This window comes from Streptomyces sp. NPDC054786 (genome assembly GCF_053611685.1).
Window position 1 is genome coordinate 32,188 of sequence record NZ_JBSHAW010000001.1, and the last position, 20,129, is coordinate 52,316.

Sequence of the window (20,129 nt, forward strand, 5' to 3'; positions counted from 1 at the left end):
ACGATGCAGGCGCACGGGGAATGCGGGGTCCGGCTCCTTATGCTGAATCCATGACCAACTCCGCCCGCTTCGATCGCGGCCACACCGACGACCTGATGTCCTTCCTCGCCGCCAGTCCGTCGCCCTACCACGCAGTGGCGAATGCGGCGGAGCGGCTGGAGAAGGCCGGGTTCCGGCAGGTCGCCGAGGTCGATGAATGGGACGGCGGGACCGGCGGGAAGTATGTGCTGCGCGGCGGCGCGCTCATCGCCTGGTACGTGCCCGAGGGTGCGAGCGCCTCGACTCCGTACCGAATTGTCGGAGCTCACACCGACTCTCCCAATTTGCGCGTCAAGCCGATTCCGGACACCGGATCCCGTGGCTGGCAGCAGGTCGCCGTCGAGATCTACGGCGGCACGCTGCTCAACACCTGGCTCGACCGGGACCTGGGGCTGAGCGGGCGGGTGACGCTCGCGGACGGCAGCCACCGCCTCGTCCATGTCGACCGGGCGTTGCTGAGAGTGCCTCAGCTGGCCGTGCACCTCGACCGCTCGGTGAACGCCGACGGCCTGAAGCTGGACAAGCAGCGGCACATGACACCGATCTGGGGCCTGGGCGAGGTGGCCGAGGGCGATCTGATCGCCTTCGTCGCCGAGGAGACCGGCCTCCAGGCCGGCGACATCAAGGGCTGGGACCTGATGGTGCACAGCATCGAGGCGCCCGCCTATCTGGGCCGCGACCGCGAGCTGGTGGCCGGTCCACGGATGGACAACCTGCTCTCCGTACACGCCGGGACGGCCGCGCTCACCGCCGCGGCGGCGGCCGGCAGCAAACTGACCGGCATTCCGGTGCTGGCCGCCTTCGACCACGAGGAGAACGGCAGCCAGTCCGACACCGGCGCGGACGGACCGCTGCTCGGCACGGTCCTGGAGCGCTCGGTCTTCGCCCGCGGCGGCTCCTACGAGGACCGGGCGCGGGCCTTCGCCGGCACCATCTGCCTGTCGTCCGACACCGGACACGCCGTGCACCCCAACTACAGCGAACGGCATGAGCCGGGGCACCACCCGATGCCCAACGGCGGGCCGATTCTCAAGGTCAATGTCAATCAGCGCTACGCGACGGACGGCAGCGGACGGGCCGTCTTCGCGGCGGCCTGCGAGCGGGCCGAGGTCCCGTGGCAGAGTTTTGTGTCCAACAACTCGATGCCGTGCGGGACCACCATCGGGCCGATCACCGCGGCCCGGCACGGCATCGCCACGGTCGACATCGGCGTGGCGATCCTGTCCATGCACTCGGCACGCGAGCTGTGCGGCGCCGAGGACCCTTTTCTGCTGGCGAACGCCCTGACAGCCTTCCTGGAGGGCTGAGTTGGAATTCTCACTGCTCGGTCCGATCGCCGTGACGACCGGCTCCGCGGAGCTGTCGCTCGGGCCCGCCAAACGGCGCAGTGTGCTGGCGCTGCTGCTGCTGCAGCCCAACACCACCGTCCCACTGGAGCAGTTGATCGACTCCCTGTGGGAGGACGAGCCACCCGAACACGCCCGTACGGTCGTCCAGGGACATGTCTCGCGGCTGCGCGCCACCCTCGCCGAGGGCGGTGCGGAGGCATACGGCATCGAGCTGACCACCCATGGCTCGGCCTATCTGCTGCGGCTGCCGGAGGAGCTGATCGACGCCCACCGCTTCGGTGAGCTGGTGGCACTGGCACGCCCCGAGGCGGCGCCGGCCGATGCCGTACCGCTGCTGCGCGAGGCGCTGGGGCTGTGGCGCGGGCCCGCGCTGACCGGCACGGTCACCAGCCCGCCGTTCGCGGCCGCCGCGCATGCGCTGGAGGAGCGCCGGCTGACGGCCGTGGAGGCGCTGGGGCGGGCGCACGGCGCGCTCGGCGAGCATGAACAGGCCGCCGCCGTCCTCTACTCCGCGGCCGTCAACCACCCCTTGCGGGAGGGCCTGATCGCCGGGCTGATGCGGGCGCTGTTCCATACGGGACGGCAGTCCGATGCGCTGGAGTGGTTCCATCGCACCCGCCGGCTGCTCAACGAGGAGCTGGGTGTCGATCCCGGCGAGCGGCTGCGCGGCGCGTACGAGGACATTCTGCGGGCGGAGGCGGCCGGCGGGGGACGGACGGGCGCGGCGAAGCCTGCGGGCGGGGCGCGTGCAGCGGGCTCCGCTCCGGGTGGGGCGCCGTCCGGAGCGGCTCGTTCCGGGACGGTTTCCGGAGGCGGGCGCCCCGGGACTTCCGGAGAGGACCGTTCCGCAACGGGCGGTGGTTCACGGCCCGTTGAGGGTGAAGGGCGGGTACCCGTCCCGGGGCCCGACGGCAGCGATGAGGCGCGCGGTGGCCCTGGTGCGCCAGGTGCCGACGGGTCGGGGACAGGCGCGACGGACGGCGTTCATGACGGGTCCGGCTCCGGGCGGGCCGGTGCGGCACCGCGGCTGCTGCCCCGTCCACCGGCCCGCTTCCTGGGCCGGGAAGATCAACTCTCCGCACTCACCGCGGTGCTGACGGACCGTACGACGGGCGAGAGCCCGCTCGTGGTGGTGGCGGGACCGGCCGGCGTCGGCAAGACCGCCTGCGCCGTGCAGTGGGCGCATCTGCACGCCGGGGCCTTCCCCGACGGGCAGCTCTTCGCCGATCTGCGGGGCTTCGGCGAGGGCGACGAGGCACCGCCGGCCGAGATTCTGCGCGACTTCCTGCTGGCGCTCGGCACTCCGCCGGAGCGGGTGCCCGGCTCGGCGCAGGCCGCCTCGGCACTGTTCAGGTCGCTGGTCGCGGAGCGCCGGCTGCTGGTCGTCCTCGACAACGCCCGCAGCTCGGCGCAGGTACGGCCGCTGCTGCCCGGTGGCCCGCACTGCGCCACGGTCGTCACGAGCCGCAGCCGTCTCGACGGGCTGGTCGCCACCGACTGCGCCCGGCCGGTCGGTCTCCAGACGCTCGGGCATGAGGAGGGCGCGGCGCTGCTCGGCGCCATGCTCGGCCCCGAGCGGGTCGCCGAGGACCCGGCCGCCGCGCGGGAACTGGTCGATCTGTGCGACGGTCTGCCACTGGCGCTGCGGGCCGCGGCCGCCCAGCTGACCGCCCGGCCGCGCTGGCGGCTGGCCCGGCTGGCGGCGGCGCTGCGCGACGAACGGCGGCGGCTGGCACTGCTGTCGGCGGAGGACACCGGCATCGCGGCGGCGCTGCGGATGTCCGTCGCCCGGCTGTCGGCGGACGATGCCCGGCTGCTCAGCGCGCTGGCGACCAGCGCGGACGGGCACCTCAACGCCTCGTTGGCGGCGGCGCTCGCCGGGTACGACCCGGAGCGCACCCAGGACGGTCTGGACCGGCTCACGGAGATGCATCTGGTGGACGAAGAGGCCACCGATGTCTACACGATCAGCACGCTGACGCAGTTGTTCGCGCGGGATGAGCGCGGTGAGAGCGGCGAGGAGGGCACCAGGGGAACGGGTGACGGGAGCAAGGGGAGTGACGGCAGCGGCTGAGCCGTCGCCGGGCGCCCCGCCCCGGGCGCGGAAGCGTTAGGCGCACGTTAGCGGCACGGCAGCGGCGAGCGGCAATCTGGTGGTCGGCCGCAGGACAGAGCACAGGCCGGACCGCAGGACGTACCGCAGGCGCGGTGCGGACCACCGACCGGGGGAGACCGGAAATGCCGCGCAGCCACGCCCACTCCGAAGCAGTCATCGAGACCGGCGCCAGGACCGCCATCGGCGCCCCTCGTGGGTCCCGTACCGTCCGCCGCCGTACGCTCCGGATCGCCGCGGCCGGGCTGACCGCCGCCGCCGCGCTCACGCTCACCGCCTGCGGTGGCCAGGACAACCCGCTCAAGACCAGCGCAGCGAAGCCGTTCAACCCGGCGCCCCAGGACTCCAAGACCCCGGCGGCGCAGGGTGAGGATGCCGCGCAGGGCGGCAAGCGGACCGACGGCGGCCGGACGGAGCAGGCGTCCGCGGGGCATGGCGGCAACGGCACCGGAACGGATGCGGGGACGACGACCGGGGCGGGCACGCACCGTGCGGACAAGTCCGGCGGCGCCCCCGGCGTCCGGCACACCGCCTGCGACGCCGCGAAGATCCGCATCGTCGCCAAGCCGCTGAAGCGGCCGGTCAACCACCTTCTGCTGGCGGCCACCAACACCTCCGGCGCCACCTGCGACCTCTACTACGCCCCCGCTCTGCGGTTCGGCGAGGCGCAGTCCCCGCTCGCCGAACTGCCGGACAGCAGGCCGCAGGCCGTGGTCACCCTCGCCCCCGGCGAATCCGGCTACGCCGGCGTGCTGACCTCGTCCGCCGACGGCTCCGGCCGCAACGGCCACACCGTGACCTCGCTGTCGGTCAGCCTCCCCGGCCGCGACGGCAAGGGCAGCATCGGCGGCTCGGCGGCGGTGGCTCTCCCCGGAGGCAAGACGTACCTCGACGACAGCGCGTGGGTGACGTACTGGCAGTCGGACGCGAGCGCGGCAGCGGCCTGGTGAGCCGCGTCCGGTGCTCCGGAGTCCGGCCGGCTGGAGGCCGGCGTTCGGCCTCCTGACAGGCCGTCGACCACCGGTGCCGGGGCGAGGCGATCGACGCCACCGACGCGAAGACCTCCTGAACCAGGGCGCCCGCAATCCCCCAGCGGGCGCCCTTTCGCGTGCCCGGCATCCCGTCATGTCTCATGCAGCGGCCCGCCCTGTCCCGGGCTCCACCCCTCTTCGCAGGTCACAGCCGTGTGCACGGTCGGGACATCTCATGGGACGAGGAACCTCCGGCCGGCCCCCGGGCCCCGCTCGACGATGGATTCCGTCGCCGCGAGCAGACCATCCCGCGGCTCACCGATCGGCCAACCGGCCGCCTACGGAGGGGAATCGGCATGTCCGAGCACAGCAACAGGCACCCGGCAGACAGCACAACCCCCGCGACCCACCAAGCGCCCACGGGCCACAAGCGGTCGCCGTTCCGCAGGACCCTCCTGCGGACGGTGCTGCCCACGGTTGCCGCGGCCGGTATCGGCGTCGCCGGTTTCGCGGGGCTCGCCCATGGCAGTCAGACGGCCCCTGCGACGGCCGCCGACGGGCACTCCGCGGCTGTCGCCCAGCTCTCCCGCGACACCTCCACCACCGGCTCCACCCTCACCGCTCACACCGCGAGCGCCGGTTCCGCACGGCAGGCCGCGGCCGCCGACTTCCCCACCTGGGGTACCCGTTGGGTGGTGCACGCCACCGCGGACAGCAACTCCCCCGCCGTCGGAATGATCAACAAGACGGCTCCGGGACAGGACCGGATCACTGCCGACTACCAGGTCGACACCGGCCACAAGGTGTGCGACGGCAGCACCTGCTCGACGTTCATGGCGCACCTCACCGGGCCGGTCAGCGGCTTCCTCAGCGTGGTCGCGGTGGACATCCCACAGGACCGGCTGCCGGGCGTGCCGGTCCAGGGCGGCGGCGGGCAGCCGCAGCCCGGCGGCTCCCGTCAGGACATGCTCAACCGCGCCGCCACCTGGCTGACCGCCAACAACGGTGCCCAGGTGCCGTACAGCCAGGCCAAGACCTGGAAGGACGGCTACCGCCAGGACTGCTCGGGCTACGCCTCGATGGCGCTCGGGCTGCCGACGCCCGGCACCAACACCGTGGGTCTGGCCACCAACCGCAACATCACCCGGCCCATCTCGCTGGGCGAGCTCAAGCCCGGTGACCTGCTCATCGACGCGGCCGGCGACAACAACACCCGGCATGTCGTGATCTTCGAGAAGTGGAACAACGACGCGCACTCCTCGTACACCGCCTACGAGCAGCGCGGCGGCCACGGCACCGACCACCGGACGCTGAGCTACGGACTGCCCGGCGGTGACGCCGAGTTCAAGCCCTACCGTCCCGTGAAGTTCGGCGACTGACCCCGTTCCGGGGCACGAGGCCTGACGCAGGAGCGCATGCTGTTTCACGTGAAACGTCACCATCTGATCCGGGACCGATCCGGATCGTGTAACGAGGGGCACTTCCGCCACAGGGGAGCGGAGGTGCCCCTCGCGCGCGCATGTCCGCTGTGCTGAAATGCGAGATGTGCCTGGCAATCAGAACCACGGCGCCCATGTCCGCCGTAAGCCGTTAGCCCCTCTACCCGACGAACTCTCCGGCCCCGTACGCGACTTCGTCGCCGGGCTGCGCCGCATGCACGGCGAACTCGGATACAGCCTCAAGGAGTTGGAGGGCCGGCTGCCCGCCAGCCGCTCGTCCCTCTCACGCTATCTGCGCGGTCAGAGCCTGCCGGACGAACGGCTGCTGGTGCAGTGGTGCAAGCTCTCCTTCACCGGTGAGGACCGGCTGCCCGCACTCGTCGAACTGCTGCATCGCGCCCTGGAGGCGGCGGACGCGGGCGAGCGGGAAGCGGCGGAGCGGGACGGTGTGCCCGAGGCGGGGACCGAGGCCGGTGCGGAAGCCGGGGACACATCGACGGCCGGACGGCGTCGGCTGCGGCTGGTGCTCACCGCACTCGGGGCCGCCGTGGTGGCCGTCGCAGCGGCATGGGCCGTACCGGCGCTGACCGGCCCGGACGCGTCGGACGGCGGCGACGGCCGGGCGCAGGGCTCACAGGCCGCGGCATCGGCCACCGGGTCCGCCCGGATCACCGTCCACAACGTCGAACTGGACTGCCGGCACCGGCGCACCGAGAACTGCGCACTCGGCCTGGCCCGCGACCCGTATCGGCTCTATCGCCGCTCCAACATCGTGGGGCATATCTGGCACGGCGATGTGCTGCGCGCCGTCTGCCGGATCGCCAATGGGGTCTCGGTCACCGACGAGGTGGGCGGGCACAGCAGCATCTGGTTCCGGGTTGATCACGACGGCAAACAGGTGTGGGTGCCGGGTATCCGAATTCGCCCGGAACAGCTGGAAAACACCGAGCTGCCCAGCTGCCCGGACTGATCTCCGGCACCTGACGCGGGGCGGTCCCGACCCGGCCACAAGCTGATCCTCACCCCGCGCCACGGACTGATCTTGACTTCGTACGACCCATCTGACCTGCTATGACGCCACTTCGGCACCGGGCACGTCGAACCCGCCCTGGCGCATCGACCGGCAATGGATATCGTGGCCGTGCCATGACAGACACACCTCGCTGACTGCAGCACTCCACTGGGGGAACCACCCATGACCGCACGCCGCTCCCGAAGCCGCTCCGCCGCGTACGCCGCACTGGCCCTCGGACTGGCCGGCTCGCTCGCGCTGACCGGTTGCAAGAGCCACTCCTCGAAGAAGTCGAAGAAGTCCTCCTCCTCGTCTTCCAAGAGCAAGAAGCGCAGGATCATCGGCGGGGGTGCGGCCGCAGCCGGGGCAGGGGCGGCGTCCCGGCGGGTGCGCGACTGCTACCCCAGCACCTACAAGGTCACGTTCTCCCAGCAGACCGGCCCGAAGAGCCATGTGGCAGTGAAGTTCAGGAACTCCACCAGCCGCGACTGCAAGCTCTACAACGCGCCGCTGCTGCGCTTCAACAACGCCAAGAGCCCGCTGCCCCTGCTGCAGGGCACGCCCGGCCACCTCGACGGCACCCGCATCACCGTGCCTGCCCACGGTTACGCCTACGCGGTCATCCCGACCAACACCGCGGCCGCCAAGGGCACCGAGCAGAAGTCGGTGACCATCGACTTCATGGGCATCTCGGCGAGCTCCGTCACGCACGGTCCGGTCACCGTCAACTTCCCGGAGAAGCGGCTCCACATCTCCGTCGGCAAGAGCAAGGTCACCAACTGGAGCTCGAGCATTCACGGGGCCCAGCTGGCGGGCGGCGTCGGGAACTGACCCGCCGCCCCTCCGGCCCGCCCGCGCCGGCCGGCCTCGTCCCGGGCCCGGCCGACGGGCCCGGGCTCTCGCTCCTACTCGGCGTCCAGCCCTGCCAGGACGAGCCCCAGCCGGGCCACCCCGCCCTCGGCGATCTCGACCGGGACGCCCCAGTCCTGCTGGTGCACATGGCAGGCGGGGTACTCGATGTCCGGGGCGTCGTCGCAGGACGCGGCCATCGCCGAGACATGCAGCACACCCTCGGTCACGCCGTCCGCGAGCACCAGATCCCGCGCGAGATCGGTGCCCGCCCCCGCGCCGTCGGCGAGCAGCTCCGGCGGCGTCGCGCTGACCAGCAGCCGCGTCGAGGGGCCGTAACGGGTGTCGAGCTTCTGGCCCGCCGGGGCCTGGAAGACCACGTCCAGCCGCAGCGCGCCCGGGGCGACCTCGGTGGCCGCCCGCTGGGTGCGGTGTGCCACCGACTCGACACGGATCGCCTCCTCGGGCAGCCGCAGCCGGGTCAGCCGGTGCCGCGCCGACTCCACCACCACGATGTCGTCGTCGACGAGCACCGCGGCGGACGGCTCGCGCAGATCCGTCGCCAGCGTCGTCACCTCGCCGGTCGCGGGGTCGAAGCGGCGCAGTGCGTGGTTGTAGGTGTCCGCGATGGCGACCGAGCCGTCGGGCAGGGCGGTCACGCCCAGCGGGTGCTGCAGCAGCGCCTGGCCGGCGGCGCCGTCGCGGTGCCCGAAGTCGAAGAGGCCGGTACCGACGGCCGTACGGATGGCATATCCGTCACCCACTTCGGCGGGCTCCACCCAACGGACCGCGCTGGTCTCCGAGTCCGCGATCCACAGCCGGTCGCCGGCCGCCGCGAGGCCGGACGGCTGGGCGAACCACGCCTCGGCGGCCGGGCCGTCCACCAGGCCCTCATTGGTCGTGCCGGCCGCGACCTCGACCGTCCCGGCGGCCGGGTCGTAGGTCCAGAGCTGGTGCACCCCGGCCATCGCGATCCACAGCCGGTCCTGCCACCACGCGATGTCCCACGGCGAGGAGAGGTCCACCTCACGTGCCGGTCCGGAGGTCGGCGAGCCCTGCCACCACTGCTTGCCGGTACCGGCCACCGTCTCCAGCGCACCGGTCTCCGGGTCGAAGACGCGGATGGCGTGGTTGACGGTGTCCGCGACGGCCACCCGGCCGTCGGGCAGCAGCGCCAGGCCCTGCGGTTCATTGAAGGAGTCCGGCGTCAGACCGCGCTCGCCGGTGCCGATCCGGCGCAGCACCTGCTCGCCGTCCGCGGCCAGCTCCACCAGCTGATGCCGGGTGGTGTCCGAGACCAGGAAGCTGCCCGCGGGCAGCCGGACCGCCTTGCCGGGGAAGCGCAGATCGGTGGCGACCGGCTCCGGCGGTACGTAGGGGCCGTCGCCGCGGCGCAGGGTGCCCTTCGCCGCGTGCTCGGCCTCCAGCTCCTCGACAAGCTTCTCGATGGCGTGCGCATGGCCCTCGCCGGCGTGCTGGGCGACGACATACCCCTCGGGGTCGATCACCACGAGCGTCGGCCAGGCCCGCACCGCGTACTGCTTCCACGTGGCGAGCTCGGGGTCATCGAGGACCGGGTGCTCGACGCCGTAGCGCTCCACCGCATCGACGACCGCCTGGTGCTCGGCCTCGTGCACAAACTTCGGGGAGTGCACACCGACGATCACGACGGTGTCGCGGTGCCGCTCCTCCAGCTCCCGCAGCTCGTCCAGGACATGCAGACAATTCACACAGCAAAAGGTCCAGAAATCCAGGACGACTATGCGTCCTCGCAGGTCAGCGAGGGTGAGATCCTTGTTACCGGTGTTCAGCCAGCCACCCTTGCCGATCAGCTCGGGGGCGCGGACGCGTGCACGTGAAGCCATGTGCACATTCAACGTCACTCCGGTGCGTGCGCATTCCGCAGGTCCCCGGGGGAACACGTCAGCCATGCAGCAATCTCCCGGGGGGCCGCCCCCGCACACGGGCAAGTACGTGGTGCGCGACCGCATCTTCGGCATCGGCGACGACTACTGGATCGACGACGAGCACGGGCGGCACGCCTTCCTCGTGGACGGGAAGGCGCTGCGGCTGCGGGAGACCTTCGAGCTGAAGGACACCGAGCGGCGGGTGCTGATCACCATCCGCAAGAAGATGCTCAGCCTGCGCGACACGATGACCATCGAGCGGGACGACAAGCCGCTGGCCACGATCAAGCGCAAGCGCCTCTCGCTGCTGCGCAACCACTATCGCGTCGAGCTGGTGGACGGCACCGAGCTGGATGTCAGCGGAAAGATCCTGGACCGGGAGTTCGCGATCGAGTACGACGGCGAACTGCTCGCGGAGATCTCGCGGCGCTGGCTGACCGTGCGCGACACCTATGCGGTCAATGTCGTACGCGACGATGCGGACCCGCCGCTGCTGATCGCCATCGCGGTGTGTGTGATCCGGCTTGCGGAGCGGGAGCGCGGGGACGACTGAGGAGAGCGGGCTTCCCGACCGTACGGCGCACCCCTCTGCGGCCCGGGTACATCGGCCTACGATGGTCATCCGAAAGCACTGCCGGGGTGCCCGTGCGCAGCGTAACTTAACTGCACAGACAGCAGCCCGCGTACGAACCGTCCGAGGGGTCCCGTGACCGTCCATCCCAGCCTTCAGTCCTCCATCGATGCCTGGACTCACTCCATAGAAGCGATAACCGAGCTGGTCACTCCGCTCGTCGAAGGCGAGTGGAACAGGGCGACGGGCCTCCCAGGATGGTCTGTTCGCGATGTGGTCTCCCATGTCATCGGCCTGGAATGCGAAATGCTGGGCGACCCGCGGCCGATCCATACGCTGCCGCGCGATCTCTACCACGTACGCAGCGAGTCGGCCCGACGCATGGAGGTGCAGGTCGACGTCCGCCGGCACCACACCGCGCCGGAGATGCTCAGCGAACTCGAATACACCGTCATCCGCCGCTCCCGGCAGCTGCGCAACGAGTCCCGCCAGCCGGACGCCGTCGTGCACAGCCCGCTCGGTGAGGACCGGTCGCTGGAATTCGTGCTGCAGCAGCGGGCGTTCGACGTCTGGGTCCACGAGCAGGACCTGCGCCGGGCACTGGGCAAGCCCGGCAATCTCGACTCCCCCGGCGCGTATGTGACCCGCGATCTGCTGGTGAAGGTGCTGCCCGGCATCGTGGCCAAGAGGGCCCAGGCGCCCGCCGATTCGGCGGTGGTCTTCGATGTCAACGGACCGCTGGAATTTCTGCGCACGGTCCGCCTCGACGCCGAGGGGAACGCCACGATCGACGGCAGTGTCTCGCTCGGCCCGACCGTGACACTCGCCCTGGACTGGGACACCTTCCACCTGCTGGCCTGCGGCCGGGTCCGCCCGTCGGCCGTCGCCGAGCAGATCAAGGTCGACGGCGACGATGAGCTGGCACGGGCGATCCTGGACAACTTCGCCATCACGCCGTAGCGGGGAGGTTTCCGGTGGGGGCCACCTCACCCGATGCCCGAACCGTCGGCCGGGCCGACCCACGAGGAGTTGGCCCCGGAGTGAGCCGTTTCACGTGAAACAGCCCTGTCCGTTCCACGTGAAACGGACCCGGCCGCCGGTCGTTCGGCTCGCGGGCCTCACGCCGGAACGTGGACCGCCTCGACCCGGCTGACCACCAGCCGTTCGCGCTCGCGCCGTGCCGCACGCCGACGCAGCCGCAGGATCTGCGAGACGCCGGTCGCTTCCAGAACGAAGATCGAGGCGAAGGCGATCCGGTAGTTGTCGCCGGTCGCGTCCAGCAGGACGCCGATGGCCAGCAGCGTCGTCATCGAGGCCGTGAAGCCGCCCATGTTGACGATGCCGGAGGCGGTGCCCTGACGCTCCGGCGGGTTGGCGGGCCGCGCGAAGTCGAAGCCGATCATCGAGGCGGGGCCGCAGGCGCCCAGCACCGCGCACAGCACGATCAGCAGCCCCATCGGCGCATGATCGGCCGGCCAGCACAGGACGATCGCCCACATCAGAGCCGTGGCGCCGACGGTGCTCAGTGCCAGCGGCGTGCGGGCCGCGTGGTGACGGGCGATGATCTGGCCGTAGATCAGGCCCACCGCCATGTTGGAGAGCACCACGAGGGTGAGCAGTTCACCGGCGGTGCCACGCGACAGCCCCTGCGACTCGACGAGGAACGGCAGGCCCCAGAGCAGCAGGAACACCATCGCGGGGAACTGGGTGGTGAAGTGCACCCACATCCCCAGCCGGGTACCGGGCTCACGCCAGGCGTCCACGATCTGCCGGCGCACGAACCCGGCGCCGGTGTGCTCGGCGGAGGGGGGCGGCGGCTCGAAGCCCTTGGGGTGATCCGTGAGGAAGAGCAGCAGCACGATCAGCACGACGATGCCGCCGACGGCGCTGGAGGCGAAGGTCGGGGTCCAGCCGAAGGTGTGCAGGAAACGGGCGAGGACGAGCGTGGAGATCAGATTCCCCGCCATACCCACGAGCGCGGCGATCTGCGCGATGAACGGGCCACGGCGGGCCGGGAACCACCGGGAGCCCAGCCGCAGCACGCTGATGAAGGTCATCGCATCCCCGCAGCCGAGCAGCGCACGCGAGCCGAGCGCCATGGCGTACGACGAGGAGAGCGCAAAGCCGAACTGGCCGACGGTGTAGAGCACCACGCCGAGGGTCAGCACCTTCTTGGCGCCGAGCCGGTCGACCATCAGGCCGACGGGGATCTGCATCCCCGCGTACACCAACAGCTGGAGGATGGAGAACGTCGACAGCGCCGAGGCATTGATGTGGAAGCGCTCGGCGGCATCCAGGCCTGCCACACCGAGGCTGGTGCGGTAGGTGATCGCGACGAAGTAGACCGCAACGCCGATGCCCCAGACGGCCATTGCCTTACGGCCGCCCGGCGGGTCGGCGGGCAGCAGCCGGGCGGAGCCGCCGCCTATGCCGGAGTTGCTGGAGCTGTCGGCCCTTTCGGTACCACCGCTCATCGCACGTCCCCCTGCGCGAGGTTACGGACCCAGCTGACGTGCCGCTGCACGGCGTCGGTCGCGGCGTCCGCATCCCCTGCCCGCAGGGCCTCGAGGATCTCCGCGTGCTCGGTGATGTTCTTGGCGATCCGGTCCGGGTGGGCATGCATCACCGCAACCCCCATCCGCAGCTGGCGGTCGCGCAGCTGCTCGTAGAGCCGGTCCAGGATCTGATTGCCGGCGCTGCGCACAATGGCGGCGTGGAAGGCGCGGTCGGTGACGGAGACGGCAGCCAGATCACCGGATGCGGCCTGCTCCCGCATCGTCTCCAGCAGCTCGGTCAGCTCGCCGATCAGCGCCTCGCTCACGGGCACTGCCTTGGCGGCGGCATGCTTCTCCACCAGCAGCCGGGTCTCGACGACATCGGCGATCTCCTGCGCGGAGACCGGCAGCACCAGCGCGCCCTTCTTCGGGTAGAGCTTGATCAGCCCCTCGACCTCCAGCCGCAGCAGCGCCTCACGCACCGGCGTCCGGGAGACCCCCACGGCGTCGGCCAGCTCGCCCTCGGTGAGCAGCATCCCGCCCTCGTAGCGGCGGTCCAGGACGGCGTCCTTGATGTGCGCATAGACCCGTTCGGCAGCGGGCGGTTGCTTGGCGGTGGGCTCTCTGACAGGCGCGGTGGGCGTGGCGGCGGTGGGCATGCGCACAGGATAGATACAACAGGTATGCGTTCCGCGCTCCATTCCGCGATGCGGACGGCGGGGAGGGTATTTGTCCTGGTAAGGGCGCTATCGGAGCTGTCGTCACGACGGAACGGCAGCCGGGCAGCAGCCGGGCGAACGGCCAGGCGGCGGGCGGATCCCCGGCCCGACCGCCGCCCGGTCATGCCGTCAGCCCGGCATCCGCCCCTGGGCGACCAGCCGCTTCACGACCTGCGCATGGGCGGGTGCACAGCGCTCATGTGCCTCCCAGCGGTCGAACCAGGCGAACTCGGCGATCTCCCGGCCGGGGGCCGGTGCGATGTCCTGGGGCCCACCGGTGAAGCAGGTCATATGCAGCCGACGGCCGTTCTTGCCATGGGCGATGTCATGGATGGCAAACGCCTCCGACAGGTCCTCAGCCGGCACCACCAGGCCGAGCTCCTCGCGGAGCTCACGCGACAGCGCCTCCCGTGTGGTCTCCCCGGGCTCGTACTTGCCGCCCGGGAGATAGAACGTGTCATTCCCCCGCGTCCGCACGCTCAGCAGCCGCCCGTCGCGCAGATGCAGCCAGCTCACCGACTTCAGCGGCGCGGCACGCTCCAGGGCGATCATCGGATGGCCGGTCTCCTCGTCCGTCCGCCGCCCCCGCTCCGTGAAGCCCGGGTGCGCCAAGAAGCCGCGGGCCGCGCCGTTCCCCTCGAAGACCTCCAGGGCCAGCGCCCCGTGCAGCGCCGCCGCATGCTCCAGCAACTCCCGCCCGACGCCGCGCCCTTGGGCCTCCGACGCCACGAACAGCCCGCCGACCTCAGCGGGACCCCCGCTGCCGTCCCCGGACCCGCCGGGCAGCAGCCCGAGCAGCCCGACGACGATGCCTTCGCGCTCGGCGACCCAGTTCTCCGCCCGTACGAGGTACACCTCACGGAGGATCCGGACCCGTTCGTCCTGGCCCTCCCCTCCGGTGAACGGGTGCGCACGCTGCACGGCCCGGGACCACAGATCGGTCACCACGTCCTGGTCGGAGGCACGAGGGCGCCGGATGATCGTTTCGCTGCTCATTTCGCCGACCGTAGGCAGCTCGGCCGACCGCGGCAAACCCTTTCCCGCAACGAGCCCGGACTCCGTCGAAGGGGGACCACGGAGTGACGCCAGGTCCGCCTCAAGTCTGACAAGAGTCCATACCTGCCGCGTACGAATCGGCGCGGATCCCGTGGGTGAATGGAGGCAGGGAGTCGGGGAGGCTCCCCTACCCAAGGGGAGTTGACCATGCAGCCCAGGACGAACGCCGGCCGCCGTACGCGGAACACCGTCGTACTGGCATTGATCGTCGCCGGCCTGTGGGCGGGCGTCGCACTGACCCGCGGCGCCGCGCACCCCGACGAGTCCGGCCCGGTCGGGCCGGTGGCGCACTTCAGTCGCGCGGTGGAGCTCATCCGCGGCTGACCGGCTGCGGTGCGCCGACGCCCGCTACGCCTTCCTCGGCTCGCCGCGGTAGGTACCGAACGACCAGCGGTTGCCCTCGGGATCGCGGGCGCCGAAGCCCCGCGATCCGTACTCGGTGTCGGTCAGCTCATCGGTGATCTCCGCGCCGGCCGCCCGGGCGCGGGCACACAGCTCATCGGGGTGATCGGTCACCACATAGCCGCCGAACGACCCCGGCCGCAGCGGCCAGCGGTCCTCGTCCGCGTCCTTGACGGAGCCGAGCATGATGCCGCCCCCTTCCGGCCAGGAGAGCTGGGCGTGCTCGACGCGCTCGCCCTCCCCGTGGACCACCGTCTCCTCGAAGCCGAAGGCATCGACCAGGAACCGGATCAGTGCACGGGCGTCGTGGGCCCGCAGGGTCGGCCATACCTGGGGTGCGGGCGTGGTGTCGGACAGGTTCCCGGACATGATCGCTGGACCTCCTGGATCGGGTATGCGCCCCCTGGCGGGCCGCTGACCTCAGCATTCCTCGACGGCGTCCCCGGGGGCTTGGACGTTTCGGAACTCCTCGGCGAGCCATGTGCTGGGCGGGCAGCCGGCCAGCGAGCGGAACTCCCGGGCGAGATGGGCCTGGTCGAAGTAGCCGCAGCGCACGGCCAGATCGGCCAGCAGCGGCGGGGTGCCCGTGCGGGCCGCTGTGCCGAGCAGCCGGCGTGCCCGGTCGAAGCGGATGACGCGGGCGGCGGTCTTGGGCGTCAGACCGGTTTCCTGCCGGAAGCGCGCGGTCAGATGGCGGGCGCTCCAGCCGATGTCGTCGGCGAGTGTCGCCACCGTTGCGGTGCCCCGCGACTCTGCCAGCAACCGCCAGGCGCGGACGACCTCGGGCGCCGGACCGGAGCCGCCCGGTCCCGGGGAAAGGCGACCCAGCAGATAGGCGTCCAGCAGCGCGAACCGCTCCGGCCAGCTGCGCGCCGTCCGCAGCCGTTCACCGAGGTCCGCGCCCTGCCGTCCCAGCACCGCGTCCGCGGGGAGGTCGATGCTTGCCAGTTCTCCTGCGGGCAGCCCCAACAAGGTGCGGGCACCCAGCGGATGCAGGCCGACCTGGATGCCGGACTGGCAGCCCTGGTGGGTAATCAGCGCGGGGCGGGTGTGCAGCCCGCCGATGAGGGTGCCGTAGCTGCCGGGGGCCTGCCCGGGGTCCGGGTGGCCGGCCAGCGTGAGCGGCTCATCGAGAGTGAAGATCAGGGTCAGCCGCGGCGAGGGAAGCCCACGGTGCCGGCCCGGTGGGACCCCGGCCTGCCGGTATCCGGCGTATGCGCTGACGTACGGGCGGAGCGGGGGCGCGGGGAGGGCGAGCGGATGCTCGTCAACGGAGCCGGGCCGGTCCCGAGGCGGGGTTTCACGTGAAACACCGCTCCGAACCGCCCGGCCCCGCATCCTGGGTCATCCCCAGGTGATCAGGCGCTTGGGCCGTTCCAGCACGGCCGCGACATCCGCGAGCAGCTTGGAGCCCAGCTCGCCGTCGATGATCCGGTGGTCGAAGGAGAGCGCGAGGGTGGTGACCTGGCGTGCCTTCACCTTGCCCTTGTGGACCCACGGCTGGAGCTTGACCGCACCGAAGGCGAGGATCGCCGACTCCCCCGGGTTGAGGATCGGCGTACCGGTGTCGACGCCGAAGACGCCGACGTTGGTGATGGTGACCGTGCCGCCGGTCATCGCCGCCGGGGACGTCTTGCCCTCACGGGCGGTGGCGACCAGATCGCCCAGCTCCGACGCGAGTCGGGGGAGTGTCTTGACCCCGGCGTCCTTGATGTTCGGGACGATCAGCCCGCGCGGGGTGGCCGCCGCGATCCCGAGGTTGACGTAGTCCTTGTAGACGATCTCCTGACGCGCCTCGTCCCAGGACGCATTGACCTCCGGGTGGCGCTTGATGGCGACCAGGAAGGCCTTGGCGACGAGCAGCAGCGGGTTGACCCGCAGCCCCGCCATGTCCGGGTCCTGCTTGAGCTCCTGGACCAGCTTCATCGTGCGGGTCACATCGACGGTGATGAACTCCGTGACGTGCGGCGCGGTGAAGGCGCTGGTGACCATCGCCTGCGCGGTGGCCTTGCGTACGCCCTTGACCGGCACCCGATGCTCGCGGGCGGATGCATCGGCGAGGCCGGGCTCGGCCGGGGCAGCCGCGGCGGCGGAGACCGGCGCGGCGGCCTCGGTCGGGGCGGCCGGGGACGGCGCCGCTGCCGGGGCGGCGGCCGCATGGACGTCCTCGCGGGTGATGATGCCGTCCGGCCCGGTCGGGGCGATCGCCGCCAGGTCGATACCAAGGTCCTTGGCGAGCTTGCGCACCGGCGGCTTGGCCAGCGGCCGGCCGGCGTGCCCACCTGTGCCGTTCGCGACCGCAGTCACGGAGGCGGCGGGAGTGATCACCGGGGCGGCGGCCGGTGCCGGGGCGGCCCGCCCGTTCAACTCCGCCTGGAGCGCGGCGCTCGCGGGCTCCGGCTGGGCCGGCACCGCCGCCTGGGGCTTGCGCGCCCGGCGCTTGGTCGAGGACGGCGCGGCGCCGTAGCCGACCAGCACCGCCTGCCGGCCCTGCGGCTCGGCCTCCTCCTCGCCGGACGTGGCGGCCTCCTGCGGCGCCTGCTGAGCCGCCGGCGCCGCGGCGGGCCCGGCTCCGGGGTCGGTGTCCACGGAGATGATGACGGTGCCGACGTCGACGGTGATGCCCTCGCCGAAGTTCAGCTCATGCACCACCCCGTCGTAGGGAATGGGCAGTTCCACGGCGGCCTTGGCGGTCTCGACCTCACAGACGACCTGGCCGTCGGTGACGGTGTCGCCCGGCTGGACGTACCACTTGAGGATCTCGGCCTCGGTGAGCCCTTCGCCCACGTCGGGCATCTTGAACTCGCGGAAGCGCTGGGCATTGGCGGTAGCAGTCATGGTCACGAACTCTCCTCAAACCCTCAGTACGCCAACGCACGGTCGACGGCGTCGAGCACCCGGTCCAGTCCCGGAAGGTACTCGTCCTCCAGACGGGAGGGCGGATACGGGGAATGGAACCCGCCGACCCGCAGGACCGGGGCCTCCAGGTGGTAGAAGCACCGCTCGGTGATCCGGGCGGCGATCTCCGCACCCGCGCCGAAGAAGACCGGGGCCTCGTGGACCACGACCAGCCGGCCGGTCTTCTGCACCGACGACTGCACGGTGTCGAAGTCGATCGGGGAGAGCGAGCGCAGATCGACGACCTCGATCGACTTGCCCTCTTCGGCCGCGACATTGGCGACGTCCTGGCAGACCTTCACCATCGGGCCGTAGGCGGCCAGGGTGAGGTCGGAGCCGGTCCGGGCGATCCGGGCCTTGTGCAGGGGGTCGGGGATCGACTCGGTGTCCAGCCGCGACTTGTCGTGGTAGCGGCGCTTGGGCTCGAAGTAGATGACCGGGTCGTCACCGGCGATGGCCTGCTGGAGCATCCAGTAGGCGTCGGAGGAGTTCGAGGGAGAGACGATCTTGAGCCCCGCGACATGCGCGAACAGCGCCTCGGGGGACTCGGAGTGGTGCTCGACCGCGCCGATGCCGCCCGCGTACGGGATGCGGATGACGACCGGCACCTTGACCTTGCCCAGCGCGCGGGCGTGCATCTTCGCGAGCTGGGTGACGATCTGGTCATAGGCGGGGAAGACGAAACCGTCGAACTGGATCTCGACGACGGGGCGGTAGCCGCGCAGCGCCATGCCGATCGCGGTGCCGACGATGCCGGACTCGGCGAGCGGGGTGTCGATCACCCGCTCCTCGCCGAAGTCCTTCTGCAGACCGTCGGTGACCCGGAAGACGCCGCCGAGCTTGCCGACGTCCTCGCCCATGACGAGGACCTTGGGGTCGGCCTCCATGGAGGCACGCAGCGATTCGTTGATCGCCTTGGCGATGGTGATCTTCTCGAAGACGGCCATGGTCAGTTCCCCTCCGCGGCGGCATCGGCGTCGGCGAACGACGCCTGGTACGCGGCGAACTGCGCGCGCTCCTCATCGACGAGCGCATGCCCGTCGGCATAGACATTCTCGAAGATCGCCATGGTGTCCGGGTCGGGCATGGCACGAACGGCATCGCGGACCCGCTTGCCCAGGGCCTCGCTCTCCGCGTCGATCGAGGCGAGATACGCCTCGTCGACCAGGCCCTCGGCCTCCAGATACGTCCGCAGCCGCAGGATCGGGTCCTTGGCCTCCCAGGCCGCCCGTTCCTCGTCCGCCCGGTACTTCGTCGGGTCGTCGGAGGTGGTGTGCGCACCCATGCGGTAGGTGAACGCCTCGATGAGCATCGGGCCCTGGCCGGTGCGCGCCCGCTCCAGCGCCACCTTGGTCACCGCAAGACAGGCCAGTACGTCATTGCCGTCGACCCGTACACCGGGGAATCCGTAACCGCGGGCGCGCTGGTAGAGCGGCACCCGGGTCTGCTTCTCGGTGGGTTCGGAAATCGCCCATTGGTTGTTCTGGCAGAAGAACACGACCGGGGCGTTGTAGACCGCGGAGAAGGTGAAGGATTCCGCGACATCTCCCTGGCTGGAGGCGCCGTCACCGAAATACGCGATGACCGCGGAATCCGTGCCGTCCTTCTGCACTCCCATCGCATAGCCGGTCGCATGCAGCGTCTGCGAACCGATGACGATGGTGTACAGGTGGAAGTTGTTGCTGTTGGGGTCCCAGCCGCCGTGGTTGACACCGCGGAACATGCCCAGCAGGTTCGTCGGGTCGACGCCACGACACCACGCCACACCGTGCTCGCGGTAGGTCGGGAAGACATAGTCGTCGTCGCGCAGCGCGCGGCCGGAGCCGATCTGGGCGGCCTCCTGGCCCAGCAGCGAGGCCCACAGACCCAATTCGCCCTGGCGCTGGAGGGTGGTCGCCTCGGCGTCGAACTTCCGCGTCAGCACCATGTCGCGGTAGAGCCCGCGCAGCTCATCGGCGGAAAGATCGATCGAGTAATCCGGATGCTCGACCCGCTTCCCTTCAGGGGTCAGCAGCTGTACGAGCTGGTCCTGCTCCGCCTGCTCGGGCCGACCGGAGTTCCGGGTCTTGGCCGGGGACGCCTGCTTCGCCGACGTCGCCTTTTTGGCGGTGGTGCGCTTGCTGCTGCCGCGGGCGTTTTTCCGCTGCGCAGTGCCTTCCACGGTCACGTGCTGCTCCTCCGTCTGTCCGGCCCCCGGGGTCCGCCGGTGGCCGTATTGCGGCTCACCCGGTATCCGATACGGCGCACGGGGTGTGTGCGAACGCGGCCGGATCCGGGTGGAACAAAGCTCCCGGAAGGTGGCCTGCTCA

At 71.1% G+C, this 20,129-nt stretch carries 18 protein-coding genes; 9 read left to right on the forward strand and 9 right to left on the reverse strand.

The window, feature by feature from the left end; genetic code table 11:
* The first annotated feature begins 50 nt into the window (after positions 1-50).
* The 6 genes from ACWGI6_RS00130 to ACWGI6_RS00155 all read left to right on the forward strand — a co-directional run bounded on the left by ACWGI6_RS00130 (position 51) and on the right by ACWGI6_RS00155 (position 7,754).
* Complete coding sequence (locus ACWGI6_RS00130; RefSeq protein ID WP_453265405.1) at positions 51-1,346, forward strand: M18 family aminopeptidase; 1,296 nt, start codon at positions 51-53, stop codon at positions 1,344-1,346.
* 1 nt (position 1,347) lies between these two features.
* Positions 1,348-3,462, forward strand: a complete 2,115-nt coding sequence (locus tag ACWGI6_RS00135; RefSeq protein ID WP_453265406.1) for a BTAD domain-containing putative transcriptional regulator — start codon at positions 1,348-1,350, stop codon at positions 3,460-3,462.
* A gap of 164 nt (positions 3,463-3,626) precedes the next feature.
* Positions 3,627-4,451 (forward strand): DUF4232 domain-containing protein, encoded by an 825-nt coding sequence (locus ACWGI6_RS00140; protein WP_453265407.1) that lies wholly within the window; start codon positions 3,627-3,629, stop codon positions 4,449-4,451.
* Positions 4,452-4,828: 377 nt separating this feature from the next.
* Positions 4,829-5,851 carry a hypothetical protein gene (locus ACWGI6_RS00145; protein ID WP_453265408.1) on the forward strand — a complete coding sequence of 341 codons (1,023 nt, stop codon included), beginning with the start codon at positions 4,829-4,831 and terminating at the stop codon, positions 5,849-5,851.
* 157 nt (positions 5,852-6,008) lie between these two features.
* Positions 6,009-6,881, forward strand: coding sequence for a helix-turn-helix domain-containing protein (locus tag ACWGI6_RS00150; protein WP_453265409.1), 873 nt, complete (start codon positions 6,009-6,011; stop codon positions 6,879-6,881).
* Between the two features lie 225 nt (positions 6,882-7,106).
* On the forward strand, positions 7,107-7,754 hold the full coding sequence (locus tag ACWGI6_RS00155) for a DUF4232 domain-containing protein (protein ID WP_453265410.1): 648 nt from the start codon (positions 7,107-7,109) through the stop codon (positions 7,752-7,754).
* Between the two features lie 74 nt (positions 7,755-7,828).
* Here ACWGI6_RS00155 and ACWGI6_RS00160 read toward each other — a convergent pair whose 3' ends face one another.
* On the reverse strand, positions 7,829-9,637 hold the full coding sequence (locus ACWGI6_RS00160) for an NHL domain-containing thioredoxin family protein (RefSeq protein ID WP_453265411.1): 1,809 nt from the start codon (positions 9,635-9,637) through the stop codon (positions 7,829-7,831).
* A 64-nt stretch (positions 9,638-9,701) separates the two neighbouring features.
* Between ACWGI6_RS00160 and ACWGI6_RS00165 the strand changes: the two genes are divergently transcribed.
* Together ACWGI6_RS00165 and ACWGI6_RS00170 are read left to right on the forward strand one after the other, a co-directional pair.
* A complete protein-coding gene (locus ACWGI6_RS00165) occupies positions 9,702-10,232 on the forward strand; it encodes an LURP-one-related/scramblase family protein (RefSeq protein WP_393908457.1) in 531 nt (176 codons plus the stop codon).
* Positions 10,233-10,385: 153 nt separating this feature from the next.
* Positions 10,386-11,210 (forward strand): maleylpyruvate isomerase family mycothiol-dependent enzyme, encoded by an 825-nt coding sequence (locus ACWGI6_RS00170; protein ID WP_453265412.1) that lies wholly within the window; start codon positions 10,386-10,388, stop codon positions 11,208-11,210.
* A 158-nt stretch (positions 11,211-11,368) separates the two neighbouring features.
* Here the strand turns inward: ACWGI6_RS00170 and ACWGI6_RS00175 are convergent, their stop codons facing one another.
* From ACWGI6_RS00175 to ACWGI6_RS00185, 3 genes are all read right to left on the reverse strand, one after another.
* The gene (locus ACWGI6_RS00175) at positions 11,369-12,622 is read right to left on the reverse strand and encodes an MFS transporter (protein ID WP_393908479.1); all 1,254 of its coding nucleotides are present in this window, start codon (positions 12,620-12,622) and stop codon (positions 11,369-11,371) included.
* Between the two features lie 98 nt (positions 12,623-12,720).
* The gene (locus ACWGI6_RS00180; RefSeq protein WP_393908459.1) at positions 12,721-13,404 is read right to left on the reverse strand and encodes a GntR family transcriptional regulator; all 684 of its coding nucleotides are present in this window, start codon (positions 13,402-13,404) and stop codon (positions 12,721-12,723) included.
* A gap of 189 nt (positions 13,405-13,593) precedes the next feature.
* Positions 13,594-14,460: a GNAT family N-acetyltransferase gene (locus ACWGI6_RS00185; RefSeq protein ID WP_453265413.1), complete on the reverse strand. Its 867-nt coding sequence runs from the start codon at positions 14,458-14,460 to the stop codon at positions 13,594-13,596.
* A gap of 207 nt (positions 14,461-14,667) precedes the next feature.
* On the opposite strand from ACWGI6_RS00185, the gene ACWGI6_RS00190 reads away from it, so the two are divergent.
* Complete coding sequence (locus tag ACWGI6_RS00190) at positions 14,668-14,844, forward strand: hypothetical protein (RefSeq protein ID WP_393908461.1); 177 nt, start codon at positions 14,668-14,670, stop codon at positions 14,842-14,844.
* Positions 14,845-14,868: 24 nt separating this feature from the next.
* On the opposite strand, the gene ACWGI6_RS00195 is transcribed toward ACWGI6_RS00190, so the two are convergent.
* Genes ACWGI6_RS00195 through pdhA form a run of 5 tightly spaced genes read right to left on the reverse strand, consistent with a single transcriptional unit; the run spans position 14,869 to position 19,987 of the window.
* A complete protein-coding gene (locus ACWGI6_RS00195) occupies positions 14,869-15,291 on the reverse strand; it encodes a VOC family protein (protein ID WP_453265414.1) in 423 nt (140 codons plus the stop codon).
* Between the two features lie 51 nt (positions 15,292-15,342).
* Positions 15,343-16,260: a helix-turn-helix domain-containing protein gene (locus ACWGI6_RS00200; protein WP_453265415.1), complete on the reverse strand. Its 918-nt coding sequence runs from the start codon at positions 16,258-16,260 to the stop codon at positions 15,343-15,345.
* 6 nt (positions 16,261-16,266) lie between these two features.
* Positions 16,267-17,760 carry a dihydrolipoamide acetyltransferase family protein gene (locus ACWGI6_RS00205; protein ID WP_453265727.1) on the reverse strand — a complete coding sequence of 498 codons (1,494 nt, stop codon included), beginning with the start codon at positions 17,758-17,760 and terminating at the stop codon, positions 16,267-16,269.
* A 23-nt stretch (positions 17,761-17,783) separates the two neighbouring features.
* Positions 17,784-18,767: an alpha-ketoacid dehydrogenase subunit beta gene (locus tag ACWGI6_RS00210; RefSeq protein ID WP_355790820.1), complete on the reverse strand. Its 984-nt coding sequence runs from the start codon at positions 18,765-18,767 to the stop codon at positions 17,784-17,786.
* 2 nt (positions 18,768-18,769) lie between these two features.
* Positions 18,770-19,987, reverse strand: coding sequence for a pyruvate dehydrogenase (acetyl-transferring) E1 component subunit alpha (pdhA, locus tag ACWGI6_RS00215; RefSeq protein ID WP_453265416.1), 1,218 nt, complete (start codon positions 19,985-19,987; stop codon positions 18,770-18,772).
* Between the last annotated feature and the right edge of the window lie 142 nt (positions 19,988-20,129).

What these genes read in the sequence shown, in the direction of transcription:
- ACWGI6_RS00165 (WP_393908457.1), top strand. Translation starts at nt 9,702, where the DNA reads ATGCAGCAATCTCCCGGGGGGCCGCCCCCGCACACGGGCAAGTACGTG.
- ACWGI6_RS00205 (WP_453265727.1), bottom strand. Translation starts at nt 17,760, where the DNA reads ATGACTGCTACCGCCAATGCCCAGCGCTTCCGCGAGTTCAAGATGCCC.
- ACWGI6_RS00150 (WP_453265409.1), top strand. Translation starts at nt 6,009, where the DNA reads ATGCGAGATGTGCCTGGCAATCAGAACCACGGCGCCCATGTCCGCCGT.
- ACWGI6_RS00210 (WP_355790820.1), bottom strand. Translation starts at nt 18,767, where the DNA reads ATGGCCGTCTTCGAGAAGATCACCATCGCCAAGGCGATCAACGAATCG.
- ACWGI6_RS00190 (WP_393908461.1), top strand. Translation starts at nt 14,668, where the DNA reads ATGCAGCCCAGGACGAACGCCGGCCGCCGTACGCGGAACACCGTCGTA.
- ACWGI6_RS00130 (WP_453265405.1), top strand. Translation starts at nt 51, where the DNA reads ATGACCAACTCCGCCCGCTTCGATCGCGGCCACACCGACGACCTGATG.
- ACWGI6_RS00185 (WP_453265413.1), bottom strand. Translation starts at nt 14,460, where the DNA reads ATGAGCAGCGAAACGATCATCCGGCGCCCTCGTGCCTCCGACCAGGAC.
- ACWGI6_RS00140 (WP_453265407.1), top strand. Translation starts at nt 3,627, where the DNA reads ATGCCGCGCAGCCACGCCCACTCCGAAGCAGTCATCGAGACCGGCGCC.
- ACWGI6_RS00180 (WP_393908459.1), bottom strand. Translation starts at nt 13,404, where the DNA reads ATGCCCACCGCCGCCACGCCCACCGCGCCTGTCAGAGAGCCCACCGCC.
- ACWGI6_RS00155 (WP_453265410.1), top strand. Translation starts at nt 7,107, where the DNA reads ATGACCGCACGCCGCTCCCGAAGCCGCTCCGCCGCGTACGCCGCACTG.
- ACWGI6_RS00200 (WP_453265415.1), bottom strand. Translation starts at nt 16,260, where the DNA reads ATGCGGGGCCGGGCGGTTCGGAGCGGTGTTTCACGTGAAACCCCGCCT.
- ACWGI6_RS00160 (WP_453265411.1), bottom strand. Translation starts at nt 9,637, where the DNA reads ATGGCTTCACGTGCACGCGTCCGCGCCCCCGAGCTGATCGGCAAGGGT.
- ACWGI6_RS00175 (WP_393908479.1), bottom strand. Translation starts at nt 12,622, where the DNA reads ATGGCCGTCTGGGGCATCGGCGTTGCGGTCTACTTCGTCGCGATCACC.
- ACWGI6_RS00145 (WP_453265408.1), top strand. Translation starts at nt 4,829, where the DNA reads ATGTCCGAGCACAGCAACAGGCACCCGGCAGACAGCACAACCCCCGCG.
- ACWGI6_RS00195 (WP_453265414.1), bottom strand. Translation starts at nt 15,291, where the DNA reads ATGTCCGGGAACCTGTCCGACACCACGCCCGCACCCCAGGTATGGCCG.